This is a genomic window from Micromonospora ureilytica, from assembly GCF_015751765.1.
GTDB classification, from domain to species: Bacteria; Actinomycetota; Actinomycetes; order Mycobacteriales; family Micromonosporaceae; genus Micromonospora; species Micromonospora ureilytica.
The window spans coordinates 1,949,954-1,973,900 of record NZ_JADOTX010000001.1 but is presented as its reverse complement, the minus strand read 5'-3'; the positions used below and the strand labels follow the sequence as shown (position 1 = coordinate 1,973,900).

Sequence of the window (23,947 nt, the reverse complement as noted above, 5' to 3'; positions counted from 1 at the left end):
CCACATATCCTGCTACCGTATTCCGGTGACCGAGCACACCGTCGACAGCGCCGACGACGAGAGCCTGGCGGAGACGTTCTGGGCCGTGGCGTCCCGTCTGCGCCGGCAGACCCGCGACTCACTGGCGCCCTGGGACGTCACCCCCAGCCAGTCCCGGGCCCTCGGCGTGCTGGCCCGGCACGGCGAGGTACGCCCCGGCACCCTCGCCGAGCACCTGCGCATCGCGCCCCGCTCGGCGACCGAGGTCGTCGACGACCTCCAGACCCGAGGGCTGGTCGAGCGCCGACCCGACCCGGCCGACCGGCGGGCGACGCTGGTCGCGCTCACCGAGGAGGGCGACCGCGTCAGCACCGCCATCCGGGCCGCGCGTCGGGCCGAGGCCGACCGCTTCTTCGGCCACCTCAACGACACCGATCGCGTCGAGCTGGTCCGCATCCTGCGCACCCTGCGCGGCTGACGGGTTTGCCCACCGCGCCCCCGGGTAGCCAGCGGCCCCGTCCGGTCGGCGGGACCGGCCGGCACCGGTCGGGGGCGAGGTGACGGGAGGCCCGGCTGATGTGCGGGATCAGCGGGGAGGCGCGATTCGACGGCCGCTCGCCCGACGCGGCGGCGGTCACCCGGATGACCGAGGCGATGCGCTCACGCGGCCCGGACGACGAGGGTCTGTTCGCCGATGGCTGGGTGACCCTCGGGCACCGCCGGCTGACCATCATCGACCTGTCCGACGCGGGCGGGCAGCCGATGGTCCGCGACGACCTGGGCCTGGCGCTGGTCTTCAACGGATGCATCTACAACTACCCCGAGCTGCGCGAAGAGCTGCGGAACGCCGGGTACGCCTTCCACTCCACAAGCGACACCGAGGTGATCCTGGTGGCGTACGCCCACTGGGGTGAACGGTTCGTCGACCACCTGGTCGGCATGTTCGCGATCGGGCTGGTCGACCGGGCCCGGCGGCGGCTGATCCTGGCCCGCGACCGGCTCGGCATCAAACCGCTCTACCTCGCCGAGACACCGGGGCGGCTGCGGTTCGCCTCCACCCTGCCCGCGCTGCTGCGGGCCGGCGACGTCGACACCGGCATCGACCCGGTGGCGCTGCACCACTACCTGTCCTGGCACTCCATCGTGCCCGCGCCGCGCACCGTGCTGCGCGGCGTGCGCAAGCTGCCGCCGGCCACCCTGCGGGTGATCGAGGCGGACGGGAGCAGCCGCGAGGAGGTCTACTGGCGACCCGACTACGTGCGGGAGCCCGCCGACTCGGGAATGGATGCCGCCGACTGGCGGGCCACGATCGGCGACGCGCTGCGCGCGGCGGTACGTCGACGGCTGGTCGCCGACGTGCCGGTGGGGGTGCTGCTCTCCGGCGGACTGGACTCCAGCCTCATCGTGGCGCTGCTCGCCGAGGCCGGGCAGCAACACCTGCAAACGTTCAGCATCGGCTTCGACAGCCGCAACGGCGAGTCCGGCGACGAGTTCCACTACTCCGACCTGGTGGCCCGCGCGTACGACACCGACCACCACCGGATCCGACTGGCCGACGACGACCTGGTGCCCGCGGTCCGACGGGCCGTGCTGGCGATGACCGAGCCGATGGGCAGCCACGACGTGGTCGCCTTCCACCTGCTCTCCGAGCAGGTGGCGCGACACGTGAAGGTGGCCCAGTCGGGGCAGGGCGCCGACGAGGTGTTCGCCGGCTACGGCTACCACCAACCACTGGTGGGGACGCCCCGGCACGGCGCCGCCGAGACGTTCGCCGCCGCGTTCTTCGACCACGGCCACGACGAGCTGCGCCGCATCGTCGGCAGGGAATACGCCCTGGAGCAGGACGCCAGCAGGGACCTGCTCACCGGGCATCTGGCCGCGCCGGGGGCGCAGACCGCGCTGGACGCCGTGTTGCGCCTGGACACCCACCTGATGCTCCCCGACGACCCGGTCAAGCGGGTGGACAGCATGAGCATGGCGTGGGGTCTGGAGGTGCGCACGCCCTTCCTCGACCAGGACCTGGTCACCCTGGCCGCGCACTGCCCGCCGGAGCACAAGGTCGCCCAGGGCGGCAAGGGCGTGCTCAAGGAGGTCGCCCGTGAGGTGCTGCCCGCCGAGGTGATCGACCGGCGCAAGGGCTACTTTCCGGTGCCGGCGCTGCGCAAGGTGGACGGCCCGGTGCGCGAGCTGGTGGCCGAGGCGTTGCAGGCGCCGGCCGCGCGTGAGCGGGGGCTGTTCCGACCGGAGTACGTGGCCCATCTACTCGCCGAGCCGGACCGGGCGGAGGCGGCGGCCGGCAGCAACAAGCTGTGGCAGCTCGGCCTGCTGGAGCTGTGGCTCCAGACCCACGACATCCGTTGAGCCGCCGGCCCGGCGCGTGTCAGCCGGCGGCGGTGCGGACGATCAGGTCGTCGAGGACCGCGTGCAGGTCCCCGGCGCGTGCCAGCACCTGCCGCTGCCGGGTGGCACCGGTGCCGTCGCGGCGCAGCCGGGCGAGCTGGGCCAACACGTACCCGAGGTCGCCGTGGCGCAGCAGAGCCGGGGCGATCACCGCCATCAGCTCGTCGACGAGTGCCCAGGCCGGCCGGGTGCCACCGGCCCGTAGGTCGATCAGCTGGCCGTCGAGCCCGTCGTGGGCGGCCCGCCAGTGCGCCGCGGCGACCAGGCAGTCCCGCACGTTCGGGGCGGTCACCCCGGCGCGTACGTCGTCGGCGAGGGTGGCCACGAGAGACCGGACCAGCGCGGCGACCAGCACCGCGTCGTCCACCTCGGTGCAGACGTCACCGACCCGCACCTCCACCGTCGGGTACGTCGACGACGGACGGGCGTACCAGTAGACCATCGCGGCGTCGAGCATGATGCCGGCGGCGATCAGCTGGTCGACGGTGCGGTCGTAGTCGGCGGCGGAGTCGAAGTACGGCGTCGGCCCGATGCTGGGCCAGCGTTCCAACTGCATGGAGCGCCAACTGGCGTGCCCGGTGTCGTACCCGTCGTGCAGCGGGGAGTTGGTGGTGATCGCCTGCACGACCGGCAGCCACACCCGCAGGTGGTTGCAAACCTGCACGGCCAGTTCCCGGTCGGGCAGCCCGACGTGTACGTGACTGCCGCACACCGCCGGGTCGTGCGCCACCGGCCCGTACCGGCGGGACATCGCGTGGTAGCGCGGCTCGTCGGGGACCGTCCGGTGCGGTTCGGCCACCGGGGTGGCGCCGACCGCCACCAGTCGGGCCCCGGCCGCCGTGGCGGCCCCGGCGGCGGAGCGACGCAACGCCACCAGGTGCGTGCGAAGTTCGGTGAGGTCGGCGCAGACCGGGGTGACCATCTCCACCATGCTGTGCCGGAACTCCTGGCGGCTCTGGTCCCGGGCGGGGCCGCGCAGCGCGGCGAGCACCTGGTCGGCGACCGGCAGGTTCCGTCCGCTGTCCGGGTCGAGCAGCAGGTACTCCTCCTCCACGCCGAGCGTGAGGGTGGACAGGTCGGGCACGGCGTCGGCGGCGGTCGGACGGTACGCCATGGGCCCTCCCCATCCACTGCTGCGGCCGGCGCCTCGGTTTCCCGGCCTACCCCGATGACAAACACCCGCCCTAGCATTGTTCCCGTGATCGAGGACTTCGCGGATCGACTCCTGTGCGACATGGCAAGCCTGGACCCCTGCACAGCGGTCGTCGAGGCTGGCGAGCAGGATGTCGACGGGCTTACCGACTACAGCCCGGAGGGCCACCAGGCCCGCGCCGACCTCGCCGCCCGCGCCCTGCGCGAACTCGAGAGCTTGGGTGACGCACCGCCGGCCGCCGGCCCGCTGCACGCCCACCTCGCCGAACGGCTGCATACGCGTATCGCCTTCCACGACGCCGGGGAGGACCTGCGCGAACTGCACACGGCCGCCACCGGTCCGCTTCAGCTCATCCGCCAGGCCGTCGAGGCCGCGGTTCCCAGCCGCGACACCGAGGGCGCGGCTTTCGAGGAGGCCTGGGCCCGTGTCGGCGCACGCATGGCCGCGATCCCCGCCACCCTGGACGGGTACGCCCGCAGCCTCTTACTCGCCGCAGAGCGCGGCAATCTGCCGGCGCGGCGTCAGGTGGAGCTCGTCAGGCAGCGCTGCCGCACCTGGATCGCCGACGATGCCGCCCTGGTGGATCGCTACGGCGAGGGGCGTCAGCGGGCGTCGTTGCAGGTCGCAGCAACGGACGCCCGAGAGGCGTACCAGAAACTGACCGGGATGCTGACCGCGGACCTGGCACCACAGGCCGTCGAGGAGGAGACGTTCGGCCCGCAGCGGTACGCACTCTGGGTGCGCACCTTCCTCGCGGCCCAGCCTGACCTGCGCGAGCTGTACGAGTGGGGCTGGGACGAGTTCGAAGCGATAGAGGCAGAGCTGATCGCGGAAGCGAAGGCCCTGGGCGGGAGCGTGCCGGAGGTGCTTGCCCGGCTCGCCAGCCCCGACGCACCCGGCACGCTGCACAGCAGGGAGGCGTTCGCCGCGTGGCTGCAGGAGCTGTTGGAGGCCGCCACCGAACGGCTGGACGGTGTGTACTTCGACATCCCCGCCCCTCTACGGCGCATCGAGTCGCGATTGACCACCTCGTCCGGCATTGCCTACATCGGGCCGTCGCGGGACCTGACGCGGCCGGGCCGGGTCTGGTGGTCGGTCCCCGAGGACGCCGCGAGTTTCCCCACCTGGTACGCCTACAGCACCGCCTATCACGAGGGTGTTCCCGGCCATCACCTCCACCTCGGCTCCGAGGTCTGCCGGGGAGGCCTCGGGCAGCGGTTGAACCTGCTCGGCGGCCTCTCCGGCAGTCAGGAGGGCTGGGCGCTGTACGCCGAGCGTTTCATGGACGAGCTCGGGCTCTATGAAGAGCCGGGTGCTCGACTGGGGTACCTGTACATGCAGCTCCTGCGGGCAGCCCGGGTCGTGCTCGACATCGGCCTGCACCTGCGACTGCCGATGTCCTTCGGTGACGGAGCAGTGTGGACGCCGGATGCTGCGCTGCGGCTGTTGCGGGACCGCTGTCACCAGGGGCCGTACGCGTCCGCCGAGCTCGGGCGCTACCTGGGGCGGCCGGGGCAGGCGCTGGCCTACAAGGCGGGTGAGCGCGTGTGGCTGGCAGGCCGCTCGTCCTACCCCGGCGACCGGCGGGCATTCCATCGCCAGGCCCTGGAGCTGGGTTCGCTGGGCTTGGATGAGTTGAAAGCTTCCCTCCATTCCCGGCCTACCCCGGCGGCGGCAAACGCGCGCTCAGGGCCGCCCCCCGTGCGGTGAGATAGGCCCGTTCGGCCGCGTTGTCCGTCAGGGCGACGGCCGTCCGGTACGCCTCGACGGCCTCCCCGCCCCGGCCGAGTCGGGCCAGCAGGTCGGCGCGGACCACGTGGTAGACGTGGAAGCCGTCCAGGTCGAGCCGATCCACCTCGGTCAGCGCCACCGCCGGTCCGGCCACCTCGGCGAGCGCTACCGCCCGGTTCAGCGCGACCACCGGGCTGGGGGCGACCACGGTCAGTTGGGCGTACAGCTGGAGGATCTGGCCCCAGTCGGTGTCGGCGGCGCGTCGCGCGACGCTGTGCACGGCGGCGATCGCGGCCTGGATCTGGTACGGGCCAGGCCGGTCGCGGCGCAGGCAGCGACGAACCAACGCCTGCCCCTCGCTGATCAGGGTGGTGTCCCACCTGCGCCGGTCCTGCTCGGCGAGCGGCACCAGGTCTCCGTCGGCGGTGGTCCGCGCCGCCCGGCGGGCTTCGGTCAGCAGCATCAGCGCGAGCAGACCGAGCGCCTCCGGTTCGTCCGGCATCAGCTCCACCAGCAGCCTGGTCAACCGGATCGCCTCGGCGCACAGCTCGGCGCGGACCAGGTGCGGGCCGGCGCTGGCCGTGTAACCCTCGTTGAAGATCAGGTAGAGCACCGCGAGGACGCCGTGCAGCCGGTCGGGCAGGTCGGCGTCGCGGGGCACCCGGTACGGGATCCCGGCGTTGCGGATCTTCGACTTGGCGCGGACCAGTCGCTGCGCCATCGTCGGCTCCGGCACCAGGAAGGCTCGGGCGATCTCGGCGGTGCTCAGGCCACCGAGCAGCCGCAGGGTGAGCGCGACACGGGCGGCCGGGGCGAGCGCCGGATGGCAACAGGTGAAGATCAGCCGTAGTTGGTCGTCGCGCACCGGTCCCTCCTCCGCGGGTGGGTCGGCGGCGTACAGCAGGGCCGCCTGGGCCTGCCGCTCGGTCCGGGACGCCTCGCGGCGCAGCCGGTCGATCGCCCGGTTGCGGGCTGTGGTGATGAGCCAACCGGCCGGGCTGGGCGGCGGGCCGGTGGTCGGCCACCGTTCCACCGCGACGGCGAAGGCTTCCTGGACGGCCTCTTCGGCGAGGTCGATGTCGCCGAGGAGTCGGACCAGGACGGCGACCGCGCGGCCGTACTCCGCGCGGAACACCGCCTCCACATTCGGCACGGTCAGCTCCCGGCCCCACCCTGGAAGGGGCGGACCTCGATCGGCAGGGTGGTCGCCAACGCGTAGCGGCGACCCCAGTCCAGGGCGGCGTCCAGGTCCGGCACGTCGATGATGGTGATGCCGCCCAGGTACTCCTTGCCCTCCACGAACGGTCCGTCGGTGACGAGGATCTCGCCGTCGCGGGGCCGCAGCACGGTGGCGGTCTCCGGGCCGTGCAGGCCCTGCCCGAAGACCCACGACCCGGTGGACGCCAACTCGTCGCGCAACTCGCCGAGCTGACGCATCACACCGGCCAGGAACTCCGGCTCCGGCGGCAGCTCACCCTGCGGCTGATGAATGCTGAGCAGGTACAACGTCATCGTTCCTCCTCGCGGGGGCGGCCGGCCTCTCGCCGACCTCTCATCCTCCATACGATCGGCCGCCGCCCCGATCGACAGGCCGGCAGAAAGTTTGTCGGTGGCCGACCCGGCCCCGGTGCCGGCGTGCCCTTTGCTCTGCACCCGCGGACGCGCCGGTGCCCAAAGCCGCGGTGGCGCGTCGGCGGGTGCAGAGCAAAGGACGAAGGACGGGGGTACGGTCCGCCGGCGCCGCGACCGGAGCCGGTAGTCATGCCTGCGCCGGTTGTGGGTAGACCGCGGTGTGGTCGACGGCTTGCGGGTGGTCGTGGTCGGCGCCGGCTTCTCCGGTCTCGCGGCCGCGTTGGCGCTGAGCCGCGCCGGCGCCCAGGTGCGGGTGTTGGAGGCCCGTGACCGGGTGGGCGGTCGGGTGCTGACCCGATGGCTGCCCGAGCTCACGCAACTCGACCTGGGAGCGCAGTGGATCGGTCCGACCCAGGACCGGATGTACGCGCTGGTCGCCGAGCACGGGCTGGCCACCTTCGCCTCGGCATCGATCGGCGCGCCCACAGTGCTCTGGGCCGGTGCGCCCCGGGCCGAGCCGTCGACGCAGGTGAGCCGGGTGCTCGGCCTGCTCGACGAGTACGCCGCACGACTGGACCCGGCCGCACCCTGGGCGACGCCGGAGGCCGCACTGTGGGACCGGACGACCCTCGGCGGGTGGCTCACCGCCACGGCCGGGGACGACGTCACCGCCGACTACCTGGGGCGGGTCCTCGCCGGCGGGCTGCTGGCCACCGGCGCGGACGAGCTGTCCCTGTTGCACCTGCTGTTCTACCTGCGCAGCGCCGGCGGGACCGGACCGTTGCTGGGGATGGCCGGCGGCGCGCAGCAGGACCGGATCGTGGGCGGGCCGCCGGCGCTGGCCGAACGGATGGCCACCGCTCTGCCGCCGGGCGCGCTGACGCTGGCCGCGCCGGTGCGGGCCATCGAACAGACAGTCGACGGCGCGACGGCGTGGACCGACACCGGGCGCGTGGACGGCGATGCCGTGGTGGTCGCGCTGGCCCCGGCACTGGCCGGCCGGATCCGGTACGACCCGCCGCTGCCCCCGCTGCGTGACGGGCTCACCCAGCGCATGCCGATGGGTTCGGCGCTGAAGGTGCACGCCGTGTACCCGGAGCCGTTCTGGCGTGCCGACGGGCGCTCCGGGGTGGCCACCAGCAGCGCCGGTCCGCTCACCGAGACTGTCGACAACTCCACCCCGACCTCACCGCTCGGGGTGCTGACCGGGTTCAGCTACTCCACGGACGCCGCCACGCTGCGCGGCATGTCCCTCGCGCGGCGTCGACGATGCCTGCTGGAGGCGTTGGCCGGCGTGGTCGGACCACGAGCCGAGGACCCGGTGGATCTCGTCGAGTACGACTGGTCGGCCGACGAGTGGACCCGGGGCTGCTTCTCCGGTGCGCTCACCCCGGGCACGTGGCGGACGTACGGCCCGCACCTGCGGACGCCGGTGGGGCGGGTGTACTGGGCGGGCACCGAGACGGCCACCCGCTGGAGTGGCTACCTGGAGGGCGCGGTGCGTGCCGGTGAGCGGGCTGCGGCCGAGGTGCTGGCCGGCTGAGCGGCACGACCGCAGCCGGCCCGGTCTCGGCGGGACCGGGCCGGCCTCGGCCCTGGGTGCTACCCGGCCGACCCGGTCACAGAGGACCGGGCCGGAGCGGGCGCCCCGGTCAGGGGTAGGTGGTCAGGTACACCGTCTGGTTGGCCGCGTTCGCGGTGCCACCGGCGTTGTTGATCACCCGATTGATGGTGCCGACGCCACCGAGCGAGACGGTGACCATGTTCGTGAAGCGCACGTTCGAGTTGGTGGGCACCTCGAAGGACCGTTCCTCGACCACCGCGGGGTTGACGTTGAAGTAGCTGTAGCTGCCCAACCCGAACGCCTGGTGGCTGGTCACCGAATCGGCGACCTTGTACGCGGCGTAACCCCGGGTCGACCCGTTCATCCAGGCCGCCTGGTTCGGCACGTCGTACGGCAGCTCGTTCTGGTAGAAGTACGTCCGCCCACCGTTGCCGTTCCAGATGGTCTGGTACTTCTGGTAGTGCTCGACGAAGAGGCCGTACATGGTGACGTTGTCGCCGTTGACGGTGAGCCCGGTGTCGGCGGTGTTCAGTGTCCACCCGGTCGGTACGCCGCTGGCGGCGTGGTCGGCCCGCCACAGCCACATGTGGTCACCGATCACGTTGTCGCTGTTGACGGTCAGCGAGTTGGTGGCCTTGCCGACGTGCGGCCCGCCGATGCGGAAGAACACGTCGTGCAGCGAGGTCGGGTTGCTGGCGTGGCTCGCGGACGAGCCGGACGGCCCGACCTCCATCAGCACCGGCGAGTTCGTCGTGCCGGCCTCGAACATGAGGCCGGCCACCTTGACGCCGTCCACATCGGCCACCCGCATCCCCACCGCGCCGTTGTCGGCCTGGATGGTGGCCAGGCCGAGACCGAGGACGACAGTGTCGGCCCGGTTGACCTGGATCGGCTCGGTGACGTGGTGCACGCCCGGGGTGAAGAGCAGGTGCCGCCCCTGGGCGAGGGCCGCGTTGATGGTGGCGGCGCTGGTGCCGGGCTGGACCACGAAGAACTGCGACAGCGAGATGGACGAGCCGGCCGGGGTCTTGTTGTACCAGCTGGTGCCGGTGGAGTTGGTGCGCAGCGCCGGTACGAAGACCCGGTACTCACCGGTGCCGTCGACGTACAGGAAGGGCTTCTCCCGGACCTGCGGGGTCTGCGGGATGACGGTGTGCGACGGGTTGGGGAAGCTCGGCGCGGGAGCGCCGTTGACGCCCTGGAAGACCATGTTCCACACCGAGCCGGTCCAGCCGTTGCCGAACTCGCTGTTGCGGGAGTACCACTGCTGCTGCGAGCCGGAGACGACCAGGCCGTCGATGCGGGTGTCGGCCAGCAGGCCGCCGCTGGACCAGCCGTCGCCGCCGTTCCAGAGCTGGATCTGGTTCTGCGCGCCACGCAGGTGCATCCGTCGGTACGGCGCGGCCTGGGAAACTGCCCAGCGCTCCACGGTCTGCCCGGCGGGCAGGGTGACCGAGAGGTTCTCGGCGGCCCGCCAGAAGTTCTGGGTGGCGTTGCCGCCGAACCAGAACGCCTCGGCACGCACGTGGCCGTTGAGGTTGACGTCGTCCGGGCTCATGCCGAGGCCGGCGACCTGGGTGAAGAAGCCGAGGTTGACGTCGGCGGTGTAGTTGCCGGGCTTGAACAGCACCGCGTAGCGCTGCGGGCCGAACTGGTTGGTCTCCTGCTGGGTGAAGAGGGTGTTCAGTCGACTCTGGATGGTCGACGTCGGCGTGCTCGGGTCGAAGACGAAGGTGTTCGGCCCGAGGTTGGGGTTGTACGGGTCGGTGGGCGTCACCGGGGGTTCGTTGGTGCCGCCGCCGGTCTCGCCGTAGACCTGGAACTCCCAGAGCGAGTAGCCGTAGCCGGTGCCCCGGGCGGTGCCGTACATGCGGACGTAGCGGCCGGCGCCGGAGACGGTGAGGTTCTGGGTGCCGCCGGCGCTCGTGGTGGTCGAGTAGATCGTGGTCCAGGTGGACCCGTTGTCGGAGGTCTGGAGCTGGAAGGCCCGGCCGTGGGCGGCCTCCCAGAGCAGATTGACCTGGGTGATGGTGGCGCGGGCACCCAGGTCGACCTGGAGCCACTGCGGGTCGCTGAACGCGCTGGACCAGCGGGTGCCGGTGTTGCCGTCGACAGCGGCCGCGGCGGGCGTTCCGGCGTTCTCGGTGGACGAGGCGGTCGCCGTACGGCCCTGGGACAGCAGGGTGGGGGCGGCCTGCGCGGGTGTCGTGGTCCCGGTCGGCGTGAGCGTCGCGACCAGGGCCACTGTGAGTCCGACGAGCAGGTGCCGCACGACCCGGGGACGGGGGCGTACGGATGTAGCGCGAGATGTCATGACATCGCCTGTCGATAGGGGGTTACGGGTTGCCGCGCGGATGGGATCGGCTCGCCCCGTGGCGCCGTGGGTGGTGCCGCCGATGCGGCGTCGCGGGTCGGAGAGCGCTCTCGTAGGAGTGTTGCGGCGACATTGCGACGGCGTCAAGACATCGATCTATAACTTCGTTATTTATCCCGAGAATCGGTTTTCGTGTAATTTGCCGAGGGCTCTACCGTCGTCCGCGCTCAGCGGCGGATGCCGCCCTCGGTGAGGAAGCGGGCGATCGGCAGCGTGGCCGCGCCCAACGCCACCGCATCCACCCCGAGCCGGCACAGCTCGATCGACGCCTGTTCGTACGGCTGGCGCAGCGCCTGCCGGCCGGCGGCCTCCCGCACGGCCGGCAGCAGGTCGCCCAGCGCCATCGCCGCCCAGCCGCCGAGCACCACACGCTCCGGGTTGAACAGGTTGATCAGGTTGGCCACCCCGGCGCCGAGGTAGCCGGCGGTGTCGTCCAGCACCCGTCGGGCGGTGGCCGAGGTCTCCGCGGCGGCGACCAGCGCGGCGATCTGGGACTCCTCGTCCTCGCCTGGGACCTGTCGACCCCGGCGGGCCTCCCGGTAGCGGTCGATGATCGCCTCCGCCCCCACGTACGCCTCCAGGCAGCCACGCGCGCCGCACCGGCAGGCCCGGCCGCCGTACACCAGGGTGGTGTGCCCCCACTCCCCCGCGCTGCTGGACGCGCCCCGGTAGGTGGCGCCGTTGGTCACCACCGACGCGCCCACCCCGGAGCCGACCAGCGCGAAGACGGCGTGCCGGGCGCCCCGACCGGCGCCGAACCACATCTCGGCCTGGCCGAGGGTCTTCGCGCCGTTGTCGATGTGCAGCGGCAGGTCGGTGCCGGCGCCGATCAGACGCTCCAGCGGCACCCGGTCCCAGCCGAGAGCCTGGGCGTGCACGACCGCCTCGGCGCCCTGCTCGACCACGCCGGAGACGCCGATGCCGACGCCGAGCACGTTGCCGGGAGCCACCCCGGCCTGGCCGGTCACCGCGTCGATCCCGGCCAGCACGTGCCCGGCCACCAGGTCGGGCTCGGTGCGGGCCGGGTCGAGCGGGTACTCGACGCTGGCCAGCAGGGTCATCGCGAAGTCGAACAGCTCCACCCGGACCCGGGTCTCGCCGACGTCCACGCCGACCACGAAGGCGAATCGGGGCGCGATCCGCAGCAGCATGCTGGGCCGACCGCCGTCGGACTCGGCGGCACCGGCCTCGGCGACCAGCCCCTCGTCGATCATGTCGGCCACCACGTTGCTGACCGCTGGCTGGCTCAGCCCGGTGCTGCGCACCAGGTCCTGCCTGGTGAGCGGGCCGTCCAGGAAGAGCTTGGTCAGCAGGGCGGACCGGTTGCGCAACCGCACGCTGCGGTTGGTGGCACGCGCCAGCTCCACTCGTCACCTCGTTCCCGTCGGCCGTTCGAGGCGACTGTAACCGCCTCGTGCTTGACGACCCACCTGCCAACAACTTTAATGACGACATAAATTAAGCCGTGATGTAACTCCCGGGAAACGCCGACGGACCCCGACGGCGCACCCCCGAACCCCTGTCCGCAGCCGGCCCCCGTCGCCCCGACCCCTATCGGCGACGAAGGTCGGTGGACCCCCACCACGCACCGGAAGGGCTGACCCGTGTCGAGACGACACCTCGGGATATTCACCGCCGCCGTACTGGCGGCCGCCTCGCTGACCGCCTGCGGTGGCTCCGGCGACGACTCCGCCGCAGCACCCAAGACGCTCACCTACTGGGCCAGCAACCAGGGCGCCAGCCTGGAGGCCGACAAGACCACCCTCCAGCCGGAGTTGGACAAGTTCGAGAAGCAGACCGGCATCAAGGTCACCGTCGAGGTGGTCCCCTGGTCGGACCTGCTCAACCGCCTGCTGGCGGCCGCCGCCTCCGGCAAGGGCCCGGACGTGGTCAACATCGGCAACACCTGGTCGGCGTCGCTGCAGGCCACCGGCGCGCTCGTCGAGTTCGATGACGCCGCCCTGCAGGCCGTCGGCGGCAAGGACCGGATCGTGCCCGCCGCGCTCGCCGCCGCCGGCGCCCCCGGCAAGCCGCCGGCCGCCGTGCCGCTCTACAGCATGGCTTACAGCCTGTACTACAACAAGAAGTCGTTCGCCGACGCCGGCATCACCGCACCGCCGACCACCTGGGAGCAGCTCGCCGAGTACGGCAAGAAGCTGAGCACCGGCGGCAAGTGGGGTCTGGCGATCGAGGGTGCCAACCCGTCGGAGAACGCCCACCACGCCTTCACCTTCAGCCAGCAGTACGGCGGCGAGTGGTTCGACTCGGCCGGCAAGCCGACCTTCGACACCCCGCAGAACGTTTCGGCGATCAAGCGGTACATCGACTTCATGGCCGCCGACAAGATCACCAACCCGAGCAACGCCGAGTACGCGCAGAACCAGTCGGTCTCCGACTTCGCCAACGGCAAGGCCGCCATGCTGCTGTGGCAGTCCGCCGGGTCGAACCTGAAGACGCAGAACATGCCCGCCGACGCGTACGGGGTGGCCCCGGTGCCGTTCCTGGCCAGCCCGCCGGCCGGCGGCAAGAAGGTCAACAGCATGGTCGCCGGCATCAACATGGCGGTCTTCAAGCACACCAAGAACAAGGACGGCGCGCTGAGCTTCGTCAAGTTCATGACCAGCGACGAGGAGCAGACGATCCTCAACAAGACGTACGGATCGCTGCCGGCGGTGAAGACGGCGGCCTCCGACCCGGCGTTCAGCGCCCCGGAGCAGAAGACCATCCAGGAGACCCTGGTCACCACCGCGGCCCCGCTGCCGCAGGTGCCCGAGGAGAGCACCTTCGAGACCCTGGTCGGCACCGCGATGAAGGAGCTGTTCGCCGACGCGGCCAGCGGCAAGCCGGTCACCGAGGCGTCGGTGAAGGCGAAGCTGACCGACGCGCAGCAGAAGATGCGCTGACCCAGGCGTCACCGGTGGCCGTGGTCGGGCGCTGAGCCCGGCCACGGCCACCGCCTCCGAGAGGACCCCGATGGCAACCAGCACCACCGCGCCGGACGCCGACCGACGCGAACCCCGGGCCGGGTCGCCGGCCCGGAGGCCGGCCCGCCGGCCCCGCGGCCCCCGCCGCTCACTCCTGCCCTATCTGCTGCTCGCACCGGCCATCGTGCTGGAACTCGCCATCCACGTCGTCCCGATGGTGGTCGGGGTCTGGATGAGCCTGCTGGAGCTGACCCAGTTCCACATCCGCGACTGGTCCACAGCGCCCTTCATCGGGCTGGAGAACTACCGGGCGACGCTCGACCTGAACAGCGCCGCCGGCAAGGAACTGCTGCACTCGTTCTGGGTCACCCTGGCCTACAGCCTGCTCTCGGTCGGGTTCGCCTGGCTGCTCGGCATCTCCGCGGCGGTCGTCCTGCAACGGCCGTTCCGTGGACGGGCGATCCTGCGGGCGCTGTTCCTCACCCCGTACGCGCTGCCGGTCTACGCCGCCGTGATCACCTGGAGCTTCCTGCTGCAACGCGACACCGGCCTGGTCAACCACGTGCTCGTGGACCAGCTCGGCCTGCTGAACGAACGGCCGTTCTGGCTGATCGGCGACAACAGCTTCTGGTCGCTGCTGGTCGTGTCGGTCTGGCGCAACTGGCCATTCGCGTTCCTGTGCCTGATGGCCGGGCTGCAGAACGTGCCCGGCGAGCTGTACGAGGCCGCCGCGATCGACGGCGCCGGGTTCTGGCGTCGGCTGCGCTCGGTCACCCTGCCGATGCTGCGGCCGGTCAACCTGGTGCTGCTGCTGGTGCTGTTCCTGTGGACGTTCAACGACTTCAACACCCCGTTCGTGCTGTTCGGCGGCTCCGCGCCGGAGCAGGCCGACCTCATCTCCATCCACATCTACCGCAGCTCCTTCAAGACCTGGGACTTCGGCTCCGGGTCGGCGATGTCGGTGGCGCTGCTGCTGTTCCTGCTGGTCGTCTCGGCCGCGTACCTGCTGATCACCAACCGTCGGAGGGACGACCATGCGTGAGACCGCCGGTGAGCGCTGGGGCCGGCGCATCGTGCTGACCCTGCTCACCCTCTTCGTCGTCATCCCGCTCTACGTGATGGTCACGTCGGCGGCGAAGCCGTTGCAGGACGTGCAGAACGGCTTCACCTGGTGGCCCAGCCGGCCCACCCTGCAACCGTTCATCGACATGTGGAGCACAGTGCCGCTGGCCCGGTACCTGGTGAACAGCCTTGTGGTGTCGAGCATCGCGGCGATCTGCTCGGTGGTGGTGGCCATCTTCGCCGCGTTCGCGGTGAGCCGGTACCGGTTCCGCGGTCGCGGTGTCTTCTCGGTGACGGTGCTGTCCACGCAGATGTTCCCCGGCATCCTGTTCCTGCTGCCGCTGTTCCTCATCTACGTCAACCTGGGCAACGCCACAGGCATCGAGCTGTACGCCAGCCGCACCGGACTGGTCATCACGTACCTGACCTTCTCGCTGCCGTTTTCGATCTGGATGCTGGTCGGTTACTTCGACTCGATCCCCCGTGGTCTGGACGAGGCGGCGCAGGTCGACGGCGCCGGTCCGCTGCGCACCCTGTTCCAGGTCATCCTGCCGGCCGCCGTGCCCGGCGTCGTCGCGGTCACCGTGTACGCGTTCATGACCGCGTGGGGTGAGGTGCTCTTCGCGTCGGTGATGACCGACGAGGGCAGCCGCACCCTGGCCGTCGGCCTGCAGGGCTACTCCACCCAGTTCAACGTCTACTGGAACCAGATCATGGCCGCCTCACTGGTGGTCAGCATCCCGGTGGTCGTCGGGTTCCTGGCCCTGCAGCGGTACTTCGTCGCCGGCCTGACCGCCGGCGCGGTCAAGTGAGTCAGTCAATCCCAGAGGAGAACCGTCCCGTGCCCGACCTGTCCAAGCTGCCACCCGACTTCCTCTGGGGCGTCGCCACCGCGGCGTACCAGATCGAGGGGGCCGTCGACGTCGACGGCAGGGCGCCGTCCATCTGGGACACCTTCTCGGCGACCCCCGGCAACGTCGACAACGGCGACACCGGCGCGGTGGCGTGCGACCACTACCACAGGTGGCCGGAGGACCTGGCTCTGCTGCGCCGACTCGGCGTGGACGCGTACCGCTTCTCGGTGGCCTGGCCCCGGGTCATGCCCGACGGCGTCGGGCGGGTCAACGCAGCCGGTCTGGACTTCTACGATCGGCTCGTCGACACGTTGCTCACCGACGGGATCCGGCCGTTCGTCACGCTCTACCACTGGGATCTGCCGCAGGTCCTGCAGGACTCCGGCGGTTGGCCGGAGCGCGCCACCGCGGAGGCGTTCGCCGACTACGCGGCGGTGGTCGCCGGCCGCCTCGGTGACCGCGTGGCCGACTGGTGCACTGTCAACGAGCCGCTCTGCGTGTGCTGGATCGGTCACCTGGAGGGCAACATGGCCCCCGGTGAGCGCGACCTCACCCGCGCGGTGCACGCCTCGCACCACGTGTTGCTCGGGCACGGCCTGGCCACCCAGGCGATCCGCGCCAACGCCGCCCGGCCGGCCTCGGTCGGCCTGGTGGTCAACCTCAGCCCGATCGAGGCGGCGACCGACCGACCCGAGGACGTCGCGGCCGCCCGCCGCGCCGACGGGCACGTCAACAGGTGGTGGCTGGACCCGATCCACGGGCGCGGCTACCCCGCCGACATGATCGCCACCTACGGGGTCGAGCCGCCGGTACGCGGCGACGACCTGGCGGTGATCGCCACGCCGACGGACTTCCTCGGGGTGAACTACTACTTCCGTCAGCTGGTGGTCGACGACCCGACCGGCGCGGCCCCGTACGCCCGGCAGGTGCCGGTGCCCGGCTCGGTGGAGACCGCGATGGGCTGGGAGATGTATCCGACGGGCCTGGAGCGGCTGCTCGTCGACGTGCACGAGGAGTACCGGCCGAGCCGGATCATCGTCACCGAGAGCGGCTCGGCGTGGCGGGACGAGGTCACCCCGGACGGCACGGTGGAGGACAAGGAACGCACCGACCACCTGGAGCAGCACCTGGCCGCGTGCGCGTCGGCGGTGGCCCGAGGGGTTCCCCTGGACGGCTACTTCGTCTGGTCGCTGCTGGACAACTTCGAGTGGGCGTACGGCTACGACAAGCGCTTCGGGTTGGTGCACGTCGACTACGCCACCCAGCGCCGGACGGTGAAGGCGAGTGGTCTGCGCTACGCCGAACTGGTTCGCGCCCACCAGATCGCCCGCACGACCGGCACCACGACGCCGGTGGCCTGAACGAGGGGGTTGGCGAGCGGCCGCCCGGGGTGTCGACCCCGGGCGGCCGTTCCCGTCCGGATCGGGCGAAACCGCCACCGACCGGGTTGCCGAGTGGCTAGCCTGCGGCAATGTCCGCAGCACCCGACGAGGTCGAGCAGCCCGATCCCAAGGGGCGAGTGTCCGCCACCGACCGGATGACGGCCTTCAGCGACGGTGTCTTCGCCATCGTCATCACGCTGCTGGTCATCGATCTGCGGGTGCCGGAGTACCACGAGGGCGACCTGCTCACCGGTCTGCTCGGTGAGGGCGCCTCCTACCTGGCCTTCGTGGTGTCCTTCGTCTACATCGGGGTGCTCTGGCTCAACCACCACGCGCTGCTGCGGCTGATCCGTGGCACCACGCTCACGCTGAGCTGGATCAACCTCGCCGTGCTCTTCGGCGCGGTGATCATCCCCTTTCCCACCGCGGTGCTGGCGTCGGCGTTCACCCATGGCGACACCGACGACCAACGCGCGGCGGTCGCCCTGTACGCGCTGGCCGCGGCCCTGATGTCGGCCCCCTGGCTGCTGTTCTTCGGTTACCTGCACCGCCACCCGGCGCTCCTGGAGCGTCGGGTGAGTCCCGAGTACGTGCGGACGCAGCGGCTGCGCCCGGTCACCGGCCTGATCCTGTACGGCCTCAGCGGTCTGCTCGGCTGGTTCGTCAGTCCGTTGCTGGGCCTGATCGGCGTCATCTTCATGATCACCTATCACGCGGTCACCAGCGAAGGGCTGCCCCGCTGGCTCACCCGTCGCTGAGCGGGCCGAGTCGGAGCAGGTCGGCCGGGGTGTCCACGTCGACCGGGGAGCCGACGTCGTCACAGGGCACCTCGACCACCAGGTCCGGTCGGTCGCGCAGCAGGTCGCGGGCACCCCGGTCGCCGACGGCGTACCCGCTCAACAGCGGCCAGGTCTGCCGACCCAGCAGGATCGGATGCCCGGGGCGGCCGGCGTAGGTGGCGACCGCGACGACCGCGCCGTCGGCGTACGCCGCGCGCACCCGGCGCACCGCGACCGGGCTGAGCAGCGGCTGGTCGACGAGGACCACGACGGCGGCCGGGACCTCGGCCGGCAGCGAGGCCAGGCCCCGCAGCAGCGACGAGCCCAGCCCGTCGGGCCAGCCGTCGTGCCGGACCGGCACCGCGCCGGGCAGGTCGGGCACCTCGTCGGCGCCCGCGCCGAGCACCACGTGCACGGGTGCGCAGCCGCCATCGCGGAGCAACCGGATCGCGCGCCGCACCAGCGGCTCGCCGTCCAGCTCGACAAGCGCCTTCGGCCGGCCGTAGCGCCGACCGGCGCCGGCGGCCAGCAGCAGCCCGGCGGTCACCGTCGTCCCCTCCCGTACGAAGAGCTTCGCGTTATTCGCCCCGGAATATACCGACAAAGCTAGTCTGGGCCGGTGCAGGGCGGACGGGAGAACGCGACGACGATCGACGAGCGGCACTCGTCCCGGGTGACGGTCGAGGTCAACGGCGCGTCCCGCGAGGTGACCCTGGACAACCGCACCACCCTGCTCGACACGCTGCGCGAGCACCTCGACCTGACCGGGGCGAAGAAGGGCTGCGACCACGGCCAGTGCGGCTCCTGCACCGTGCTGCTGGACGGCCGCCGGGTGAAGAGCTGCCTGGTCTTCGCGGTCACCGTGGACGGTCGGTCGGTGGTGACCGTCGAAGGGCTGGCCGGGCCGGACGAACTGTCCCCGTTGCAGGCCGCCTTCATCGCGCACGACGCGTTCCAGTGCGGCTACTGCACCCCCGGGCAGCTCTGCTCCGCCCGCGGCATGCTCGACGAGGTCTCCCGGGGTTGGCCCAGCGCGGTCACCGGCGACCTGAACACGCCCGCCGAACTGACCGACGCGGAGATCCGCGAGCGGATGGCCGGCAACCTGTGCCGCTGCGCCGCGTACCCGCACATCGTCGCGGCCGTGCGCGAGACGGCGGGTGTGCGCGAGCCGGCTGCCGGCGCTATGAGGGCAGCGACACAGTGAGGGCGTTCCGCTACCACCGGCCCGCCGACGTGGCCGAGGCGGTCGCCGTGCTGACGGCCGAACCGCAGGCCGCCTACCTCGGTGGTGGCACCAACCTGGTGGACCTCATGAAGCTCGGGGTACAGCGCCCCGACGTGCTGGTGGACGTGACCCGGCTCCCGCTCGACACCGTCGAGGAGGTGCCCGACGGCGGCCTGCGGATCGGCGCGACCGTCCGCAACAGCGACCTCGCGGCACACCCGGTGGTGCGCCGCGACTACCCGGTGCTGGCCCGCGCCCTGCTCGCCGCCGCCTCCGGACAGCTGCGCAACATGGCCACCACCGGCGGCAACCTGTTGCAGCGCACCCGCTGCGTCTACTTCCAGGACACGAGTAAGGCGTGCAACAAACGGGAGCCGGGCAGCGGTTGCGCCGCCCTGCACGGCCAGAATCGCGACCTGGCGGTGCTGGACTGGTCCGAGCAGTGCGTGGCCACCCACCCGTCCGACCTGGCCGTCGCGTTGGCCGCCCTCGACACGGTGGTGGAGGTGCACGAGGCCGACGGCCCCCGCGACATCCCGATCGCCGACCTGTACCGCTCCCCCGGCACCCACCCGGAGCGGGAGACCACCCTCGCTCGGGGCACGCTGATCACCGCCGTCCGGCTACCGCCGCTGCCCGCCGCTCGCCGCTCGACGTACCTCAAGGTTCGCGACCGGGCCTCGTTCGCCTTCGCGGCCGGCTCGGTGGCTGCGGTGCTCGACCTCGACGGGGACGTGGTCCGCGACGTGCGGCTGGCGTACGGCGCGGTGGCGCACCGGCCGTGGCGGGCGTACCGGGCCGAGGAGGAGCTGCGCGGCCGTCCGTTCAGCCCGGAGCTGGCGGCACGGGCCGCCGACGCGGAGTTGGCCGAGGCGCGCCCGCTACGGCACAACGGCTTCAAGCTGCCGCTGACCCGGGCCATCACCGTGCGGGCGCTCACCGAACTGGCGTCGTCGTGAGCACCGGGGCCGTCGGACGGGCGTATCCCCGGTTGGAGGGCCCCGCCAAGGTCACCGGCACGGCCCGGTACGCGGTGGAGTACCCGGTGGACGGGGTCACCTACGGCTGGGCGGTTCCGTCGGCGGTGGTGCGGGGCCGGATCACCAGGATCGACACGACGGAGGCGCTGGCGTCGCCCGGCGTGCTGGCCGTGGTGCACCACGGCAACGCGCCCCGGATGGCGCCCGGCCCGCAGCCGGAGCTGCGGCTGTTGCAGGAGCCGATGGTGCACTACCGGGGGCAGTACGTCGCCGTGGTGGTGGCCACCAGCCTGGAGACGGCCCGCGAGGGCGCCCGACTGGTCCGGATCGACTACGACACCGGCCCGCACAGCACAGTGCTCACCGACGACCACCCCGGCCTGTACAAACCGGACCAGGTCAACCCCAGCTATCCGACCGACACCGCCGAGGGCGACTTCGACGCCGGGTACGCGGCCGCCCCGGTGCGGGTGGACGTCACCTACCGGACGCCGGCGTACCACAACAACCCGATGGAGCCGCACGCCACCACCGCGCAATGGCACGACGGGCGGCTCCTGGTGCACGACTCCACCCAGGGCGCGACACCGGTGCGCGCCACCCTGGCCGAGCTGTTCGAGTTGCCGCCGGAGTCGATCCGGGTCGTCGCCGAACATGTCGGCGGCGGCTTCGGCAGCAAGGGGTACGCCAAGGCGTCGGTGGTGCTGGCCGCCCTCGCCGCCCGGCACGTGGACCGCCCGGTCAAGTTGGCGCTGACCCGCCAGCAACTGTTCGGGCCGGTCGGCTACCGCACCCCCACCATCCAGCGGGTCCGCCTCGCCGCCGACACCGACGGCCGGCTCACCGCCATCTGCCACGACGCGATCAGCCAGACCTCGACCATCCGGGAGTTCGCCGAGCAGACAGCCGTCTACACCCGCAGCATGTACGCCGCACCGCACCGCCGCACCACGCACCGGCTGGTCCGCCTCGACGTGCCCACGCCGTTCTGGATGCGCGCCCCGGGCGAGTGCCCCGGCGCGTACGCCCTGGAGTCCGCTGTGGACGAGCTGGCCATCGCCGTCGGCATCGACCCGGTGGAGCTGCGCATCCGCAACGACACAGCTGTCGACCCCGATCAGGGACGCCCGTTCACCAGCCGCAACCTGGTGGCCTGCCTGCGCGAGGGCGCACAGCGGTTCGGCTGGTCCGGCCGTGATCCGTCGCCCCGGTCCCGACGCGACGGGCGCTGGCTGATCGGGACGGGGGTGGCCGGTTCGAGCTACCCGGCCCGAGCCCGGCCGTCCACGGCGACGGCCACCGCCCGGCCGGACGGGAGCTTCCTGGTCCAGATCAACGCCACCGACATCGGCACCGGCGCCCGGACGGCGATCTGGCAGGTGGCCGCCGACGCGCTCGGGGTGCCGCCGGAGCGGGTGGAGATCCGCATCGGGGACAGCGCGCTGCCGACGGCGGCGCTGGCCGGCGGCTCGATGGGGACCGCCAGTTGGAGCTGGGCGGTGATACGCGCTGCTCAGGCGTTGCGCGAGAAGCTGCGCGACGGTGGGCCGCCGACCGGCGAGGTGACCACCGAGGCGGACACCACCGAGGAGGTGGGCGGGCAACCCACGCTGCCCCGGTACGCGTACGGGGCGCAGTTCGTCGAGGTGCGGGTCGACGCGGACACCGGCGAGGTGCGGCTGAACCGGATGCTCGGGGTGTTCGCGGCGGGTCGGGTGGTGAACCCGACGACGGCGCGCAGCCAGCTCATCGGCGGGATGACGATGGGGCTGTCGATGGCGCTGCACGAGGAGGGCCTGCTCGACGAGCGGTACGGCGACTGGGTCAACCACGACCTGGCCACCTACCACATCACCGGCTGCGCGGACGTGGAGTCCGTCGAGGCGTACTGGCTGGACGAACGGGACGACGAGCTGAACCCGGCCGGAGTGAAGGGCATCGGCGAGATCGGCATCGTCGGCGCCGCAGCGGCGGTCGCCAACGCGGTGCACCACGCGACAGGCGTACGGATCCGGGAGCTGCCGATCCGGCTGGACAAGCTCATCGGAGTATCAGACTTGGCTTAAATAAGCCGTCAGTGATACAACTGTCGTCGTGCACGCCTTCGACGTGCTGGGCGATCCGGTCCGGCGCCGCATCCTGGAGCTGCTCGCCGACGGCGAGCAGACCGCCGGTGCGGTCAGCGCGGTCATCCGCGAGGAGTTCGGCATCTCCCAGCCCGCCGTGTCCCAGCACCTCAAGGTGTTGCGCGACAACGGCTTCGCCACCGTGCGGCCGGAGGGCACCCGGCGGCTCTACGCGGTCGACCCACGCCCACTGCGCGAGGTCGACGGCTGGCTGGAGCACTTCCGCCGGTTCTGGGCCCCGCCCCTGGCGGCACTCGCCACCGAGCTGGCCCGGGGCCGACGTGAGCGTCGGCTGCGCGGGCCCGCCGATCCACCCGATGAGAGGAACACCTGATGTTCGACGCCACCGAGCAGATCAACGCCGTCCAGCGGAAGGTCGGCAGCCGCACCCTGGAAGCCGGCGAGGCGCGGGTCACCACGATCAGCCAGACCTACCAGGCGACGGCCGAGGATCTGTGGGACGCCTGCACCAGCGCCGAGCGCATCCCGCGCTGGTTCCTGCCGATCTCCGGCGACCTGCGGCTGGGCGGCACGTACCAGCTCCAGGGCAACGCCCACGGCACCGTCGAGAGCTGCGAGCCGCCGCACCGCTTCACCGCCACCTGGGAAATGGGCGGCGAGGTGAGCTGGATCGAGGTGCGGGTCACCCCGGTCGGCGACGAGCGGGCCCGCCTCGACCTGGACCACATCGCGCACGTCGACCAGGACCGGTGGGCCCAGTTCGGGCCGGGCGCGGTAGGCGTCGGCTGGGACCTCGGGCTGCTCGGCCTCGCCTCGCACCTGGCCGGCGACGGCAGCGGGATCACCCCGGAACAGGGCGCCGAGTGGACCGCCTCCGCCGAGGGACGACGGGCCATGGAGCTGAGCAGCCAGCTGTGGTGCGAAGCGAGCATCGCCGCCGGCACCGACGCCGACGAGGCGAAGGCCGCCGCCGAACGCACCACCGCCTTCTACACCGGCGCCCCGGAGGCCTGAGCCTGAGCGGCGGCGCGGCAGAGTGGGCGGCGGCGAGGGGTAACGTGCTGCGGATGACCGGCACGCCGTACTCGCACTGCTCCTACTGCGGCGCCGCCTACCCGCCGGCCGACAGATGGCCGCGGGTCTGCGCGGCCTGCGGCGAGACTGTCTGGCGCAACCCGCTGCCCGTGGCGGTCGCGGTGCTGCCGGTCCGCACGGCCGACGGCCTGGGTGTCGTGGTGGTCCGTCGGGACATCGAGCCGGCCCGCGGGCTGCTCGCGCTGCCCGGCGGCTTCGTCGAGTACGGCGAGGAGTGGTCCGAAGCCCTCGTTCGTGAGCTGCGGGAGGAGACCGGCCTGGTCGCGGCCGCCGAGGACGCCCGACTGCTCGCGGTGCGCGGCGCCCCGCACGGCGGCACAATAATGATCTTCGGTGTGCTGCCCGAGCGGCCGGCCGAGGACCTGCCACCGTCGACGCCGACGGAGGAGGCGACCGAGTGGCTGGTGCTCTCCGACCCGGTCGAGTTGGCGTTCTCCACCCACACGCGGGTCCTGGCCGAGTTCCTCACCGGCACCCCCTGACGTGTTCGACGCCGCCCGACAGCGTCATGGCGACCAGCAGTGGTGGCTGATCTTCTCCGGCATCGAAGCCGGCAATGGCACCGGCGACTCGGTCGATCTGGCGAGAGCGACGCGGATCGCCGCCGCCTTCACCGAGCCGTACCGGTTCGCCGCCGTGACGACTGCCGGCTTCTACGATGACGCTGGCTTCTGCGGCCCCTGCGACGCACCGTACTGCCACCGCCACTGGAACGTCTCCAACACCGGATAAGGCACCTGCCCACACGGCCACGGCAAGAGCCTCGATCCATTATGGTGGCCC

The 23,947-nt window shown here is 71.9% G+C and carries 22 protein-coding genes; 16 read left to right on the top strand and 6 right to left on the bottom strand.

Annotated elements, in window-relative coordinates:
* Positions 1-25: 25 nt before the first annotated feature.
* Both IW248_RS08630 and IW248_RS08625 read left to right on the top strand, forming a co-directional pair.
* Positions 26-457, top strand: coding sequence for a MarR family winged helix-turn-helix transcriptional regulator (locus IW248_RS08630; RefSeq protein WP_196926490.1), 432 nt, complete (start codon positions 26-28; stop codon positions 455-457).
* Positions 458-555: 98 nt separating this feature from the next.
* Positions 556-2,340 carry an N-acetylglutaminylglutamine amidotransferase gene (locus IW248_RS08625; RefSeq protein WP_196926488.1) on the top strand — a complete coding sequence of 595 codons (1,785 nt, stop codon included), beginning with the start codon at positions 556-558 and terminating at the stop codon, positions 2,338-2,340.
* Between the two features lie 19 nt (positions 2,341-2,359).
* Here IW248_RS08625 and IW248_RS08620 read toward each other — a convergent pair whose 3' ends face one another.
* Entirely contained in the window at positions 2,360-3,493 is a 1,134-nt protein-coding gene (locus IW248_RS08620) for a carboxylate-amine ligase (protein ID WP_196926486.1), read from the bottom strand.
* Between the two features lie 84 nt (positions 3,494-3,577).
* On the opposite strand from IW248_RS08620, the gene IW248_RS08615 reads away from it, so the two are divergent.
* Complete coding sequence (locus IW248_RS08615) at positions 3,578-5,242, top strand: DUF885 domain-containing protein (RefSeq protein WP_196926484.1); 1,665 nt, start codon at positions 3,578-3,580, stop codon at positions 5,240-5,242.
* Here IW248_RS08615 and IW248_RS08610 read toward each other — a convergent pair.
* Positions 5,193-6,416 carry an RNA polymerase sigma factor gene (locus IW248_RS08610; RefSeq protein ID WP_196926483.1) on the bottom strand — a complete coding sequence of 408 codons (1,224 nt, stop codon included), beginning with the start codon at positions 6,414-6,416 and terminating at the stop codon, positions 5,193-5,195. The two genes, IW248_RS08615 and IW248_RS08610, sit on opposite strands and share 50 nt — an antisense overlap.
* Before the next feature lie 2 nt (positions 6,417-6,418).
* On the bottom strand, positions 6,419-6,775 hold the full coding sequence (locus tag IW248_RS08605; protein WP_196926476.1) for a YciI family protein: 357 nt from the start codon (positions 6,773-6,775) through the stop codon (positions 6,419-6,421).
* A gap of 280 nt (positions 6,776-7,055) precedes the next feature.
* Between IW248_RS08605 and IW248_RS08600 the strand changes: the two genes are divergently transcribed.
* Entirely contained in the window at positions 7,056-8,378 is a 1,323-nt protein-coding gene (locus IW248_RS08600) for a flavin monoamine oxidase family protein (protein ID WP_196926475.1), read from the top strand.
* Positions 8,379-8,487: 109 nt separating this feature from the next.
* Here the strand turns inward: IW248_RS08600 and IW248_RS08595 are convergent, their stop codons facing one another.
* Positions 8,488-10,713, bottom strand: a complete 2,226-nt coding sequence (locus tag IW248_RS08595; RefSeq protein WP_196926474.1) for a discoidin domain-containing protein — start codon at positions 10,711-10,713, stop codon at positions 8,488-8,490.
* A gap of 227 nt (positions 10,714-10,940) precedes the next feature.
* Positions 10,941-12,140, bottom strand: a complete 1,200-nt coding sequence (locus IW248_RS08590; RefSeq protein ID WP_196926473.1) for an ROK family transcriptional regulator — start codon at positions 12,138-12,140, stop codon at positions 10,941-10,943.
* Positions 12,141-12,377: 237 nt separating this feature from the next.
* Between IW248_RS08590 and IW248_RS08585 the strand changes: the two genes are divergently transcribed.
* The 5 genes from IW248_RS08585 (at position 12,378) to IW248_RS08565 (ending at position 17,753) form a co-directional block, all read left to right on the top strand.
* The gene (locus IW248_RS08585) at positions 12,378-13,676 is read left to right on the top strand and encodes a sugar ABC transporter substrate-binding protein (protein WP_196926472.1); all 1,299 of its coding nucleotides are present in this window, start codon (positions 12,378-12,380) and stop codon (positions 13,674-13,676) included.
* A gap of 70 nt (positions 13,677-13,746) precedes the next feature.
* Positions 13,747-14,739 (top strand): carbohydrate ABC transporter permease, encoded by a 993-nt coding sequence (locus tag IW248_RS08580; protein ID WP_124822603.1) that lies wholly within the window; start codon positions 13,747-13,749, stop codon positions 14,737-14,739.
* On the top strand, positions 14,732-15,571 hold the full coding sequence (locus tag IW248_RS08575) for a carbohydrate ABC transporter permease (protein WP_124822604.1): 840 nt from the start codon (positions 14,732-14,734) through the stop codon (positions 15,569-15,571). The genes IW248_RS08580 and IW248_RS08575 overlap by 8 nt, the downstream gene beginning before the upstream one ends.
* A gap of 29 nt (positions 15,572-15,600) precedes the next feature.
* Positions 15,601-16,974, top strand: a complete 1,374-nt coding sequence (locus tag IW248_RS08570) for a GH1 family beta-glucosidase (protein ID WP_196926471.1) — start codon at positions 15,601-15,603, stop codon at positions 16,972-16,974.
* A 110-nt stretch (positions 16,975-17,084) separates the two neighbouring features.
* A complete protein-coding gene (locus IW248_RS08565) occupies positions 17,085-17,753 on the top strand; it encodes a TMEM175 family protein (protein WP_196926470.1) in 669 nt (222 codons plus the stop codon).
* On the opposite strand, the gene IW248_RS08560 is transcribed toward IW248_RS08565, so the two are convergent.
* A complete protein-coding gene (locus tag IW248_RS08560) occupies positions 17,740-18,321 on the bottom strand; it encodes a nucleotidyltransferase family protein (RefSeq protein WP_196926469.1) in 582 nt (193 codons plus the stop codon). The two genes, IW248_RS08565 and IW248_RS08560, sit on opposite strands and share 14 nt — an antisense overlap.
* A 126-nt stretch (positions 18,322-18,447) precedes the next feature.
* Here IW248_RS08560 and IW248_RS08555 point away from each other — a divergent pair, with 126 nt between their 5' ends.
* The 7 genes from IW248_RS08555 to IW248_RS08525 are packed head-to-tail and all read left to right on the top strand — an operon-like array spanning position 18,448 to position 23,896.
* Positions 18,448-18,981 (top strand): 2Fe-2S iron-sulfur cluster-binding protein, encoded by a 534-nt coding sequence (locus tag IW248_RS08555; protein ID WP_196930097.1) that lies wholly within the window; start codon positions 18,448-18,450, stop codon positions 18,979-18,981.
* Complete coding sequence (locus IW248_RS08550) at positions 18,978-19,961, top strand: FAD binding domain-containing protein (RefSeq protein WP_196926468.1); 984 nt, start codon at positions 18,978-18,980, stop codon at positions 19,959-19,961. Before IW248_RS08555 ends, IW248_RS08550 begins: the two co-directional genes overlap by 4 nt.
* Entirely contained in the window at positions 19,958-22,048 is a 2,091-nt protein-coding gene (locus IW248_RS08545; protein WP_196926467.1) for a xanthine dehydrogenase family protein molybdopterin-binding subunit, read from the top strand. Before IW248_RS08550 ends, IW248_RS08545 begins: the two co-directional genes overlap by 4 nt.
* Before the next feature lie 28 nt (positions 22,049-22,076).
* The gene (locus IW248_RS08540; RefSeq protein WP_124822611.1) at positions 22,077-22,442 is read left to right on the top strand and encodes an ArsR/SmtB family transcription factor; all 366 of its coding nucleotides are present in this window, start codon (positions 22,077-22,079) and stop codon (positions 22,440-22,442) included.
* Positions 22,442-23,083, top strand: coding sequence for an SRPBCC family protein (locus IW248_RS08535; RefSeq protein ID WP_196926466.1), 642 nt, complete (start codon positions 22,442-22,444; stop codon positions 23,081-23,083). Before IW248_RS08540 ends, IW248_RS08535 begins: the two co-directional genes overlap by 1 nt.
* 53 nt (positions 23,084-23,136) lie before the next feature.
* Positions 23,137-23,646, top strand: coding sequence for an NUDIX domain-containing protein (locus tag IW248_RS08530; RefSeq protein ID WP_196926465.1), 510 nt, complete (start codon positions 23,137-23,139; stop codon positions 23,644-23,646).
* Position 23,647: 1 nt separating this feature from the next.
* The gene (locus IW248_RS08525; protein ID WP_196926464.1) at positions 23,648-23,896 is read left to right on the top strand and encodes a hypothetical protein; all 249 of its coding nucleotides are present in this window, start codon (positions 23,648-23,650) and stop codon (positions 23,894-23,896) included.
* Positions 23,897-23,947: the final 51 nt, after the last annotated feature.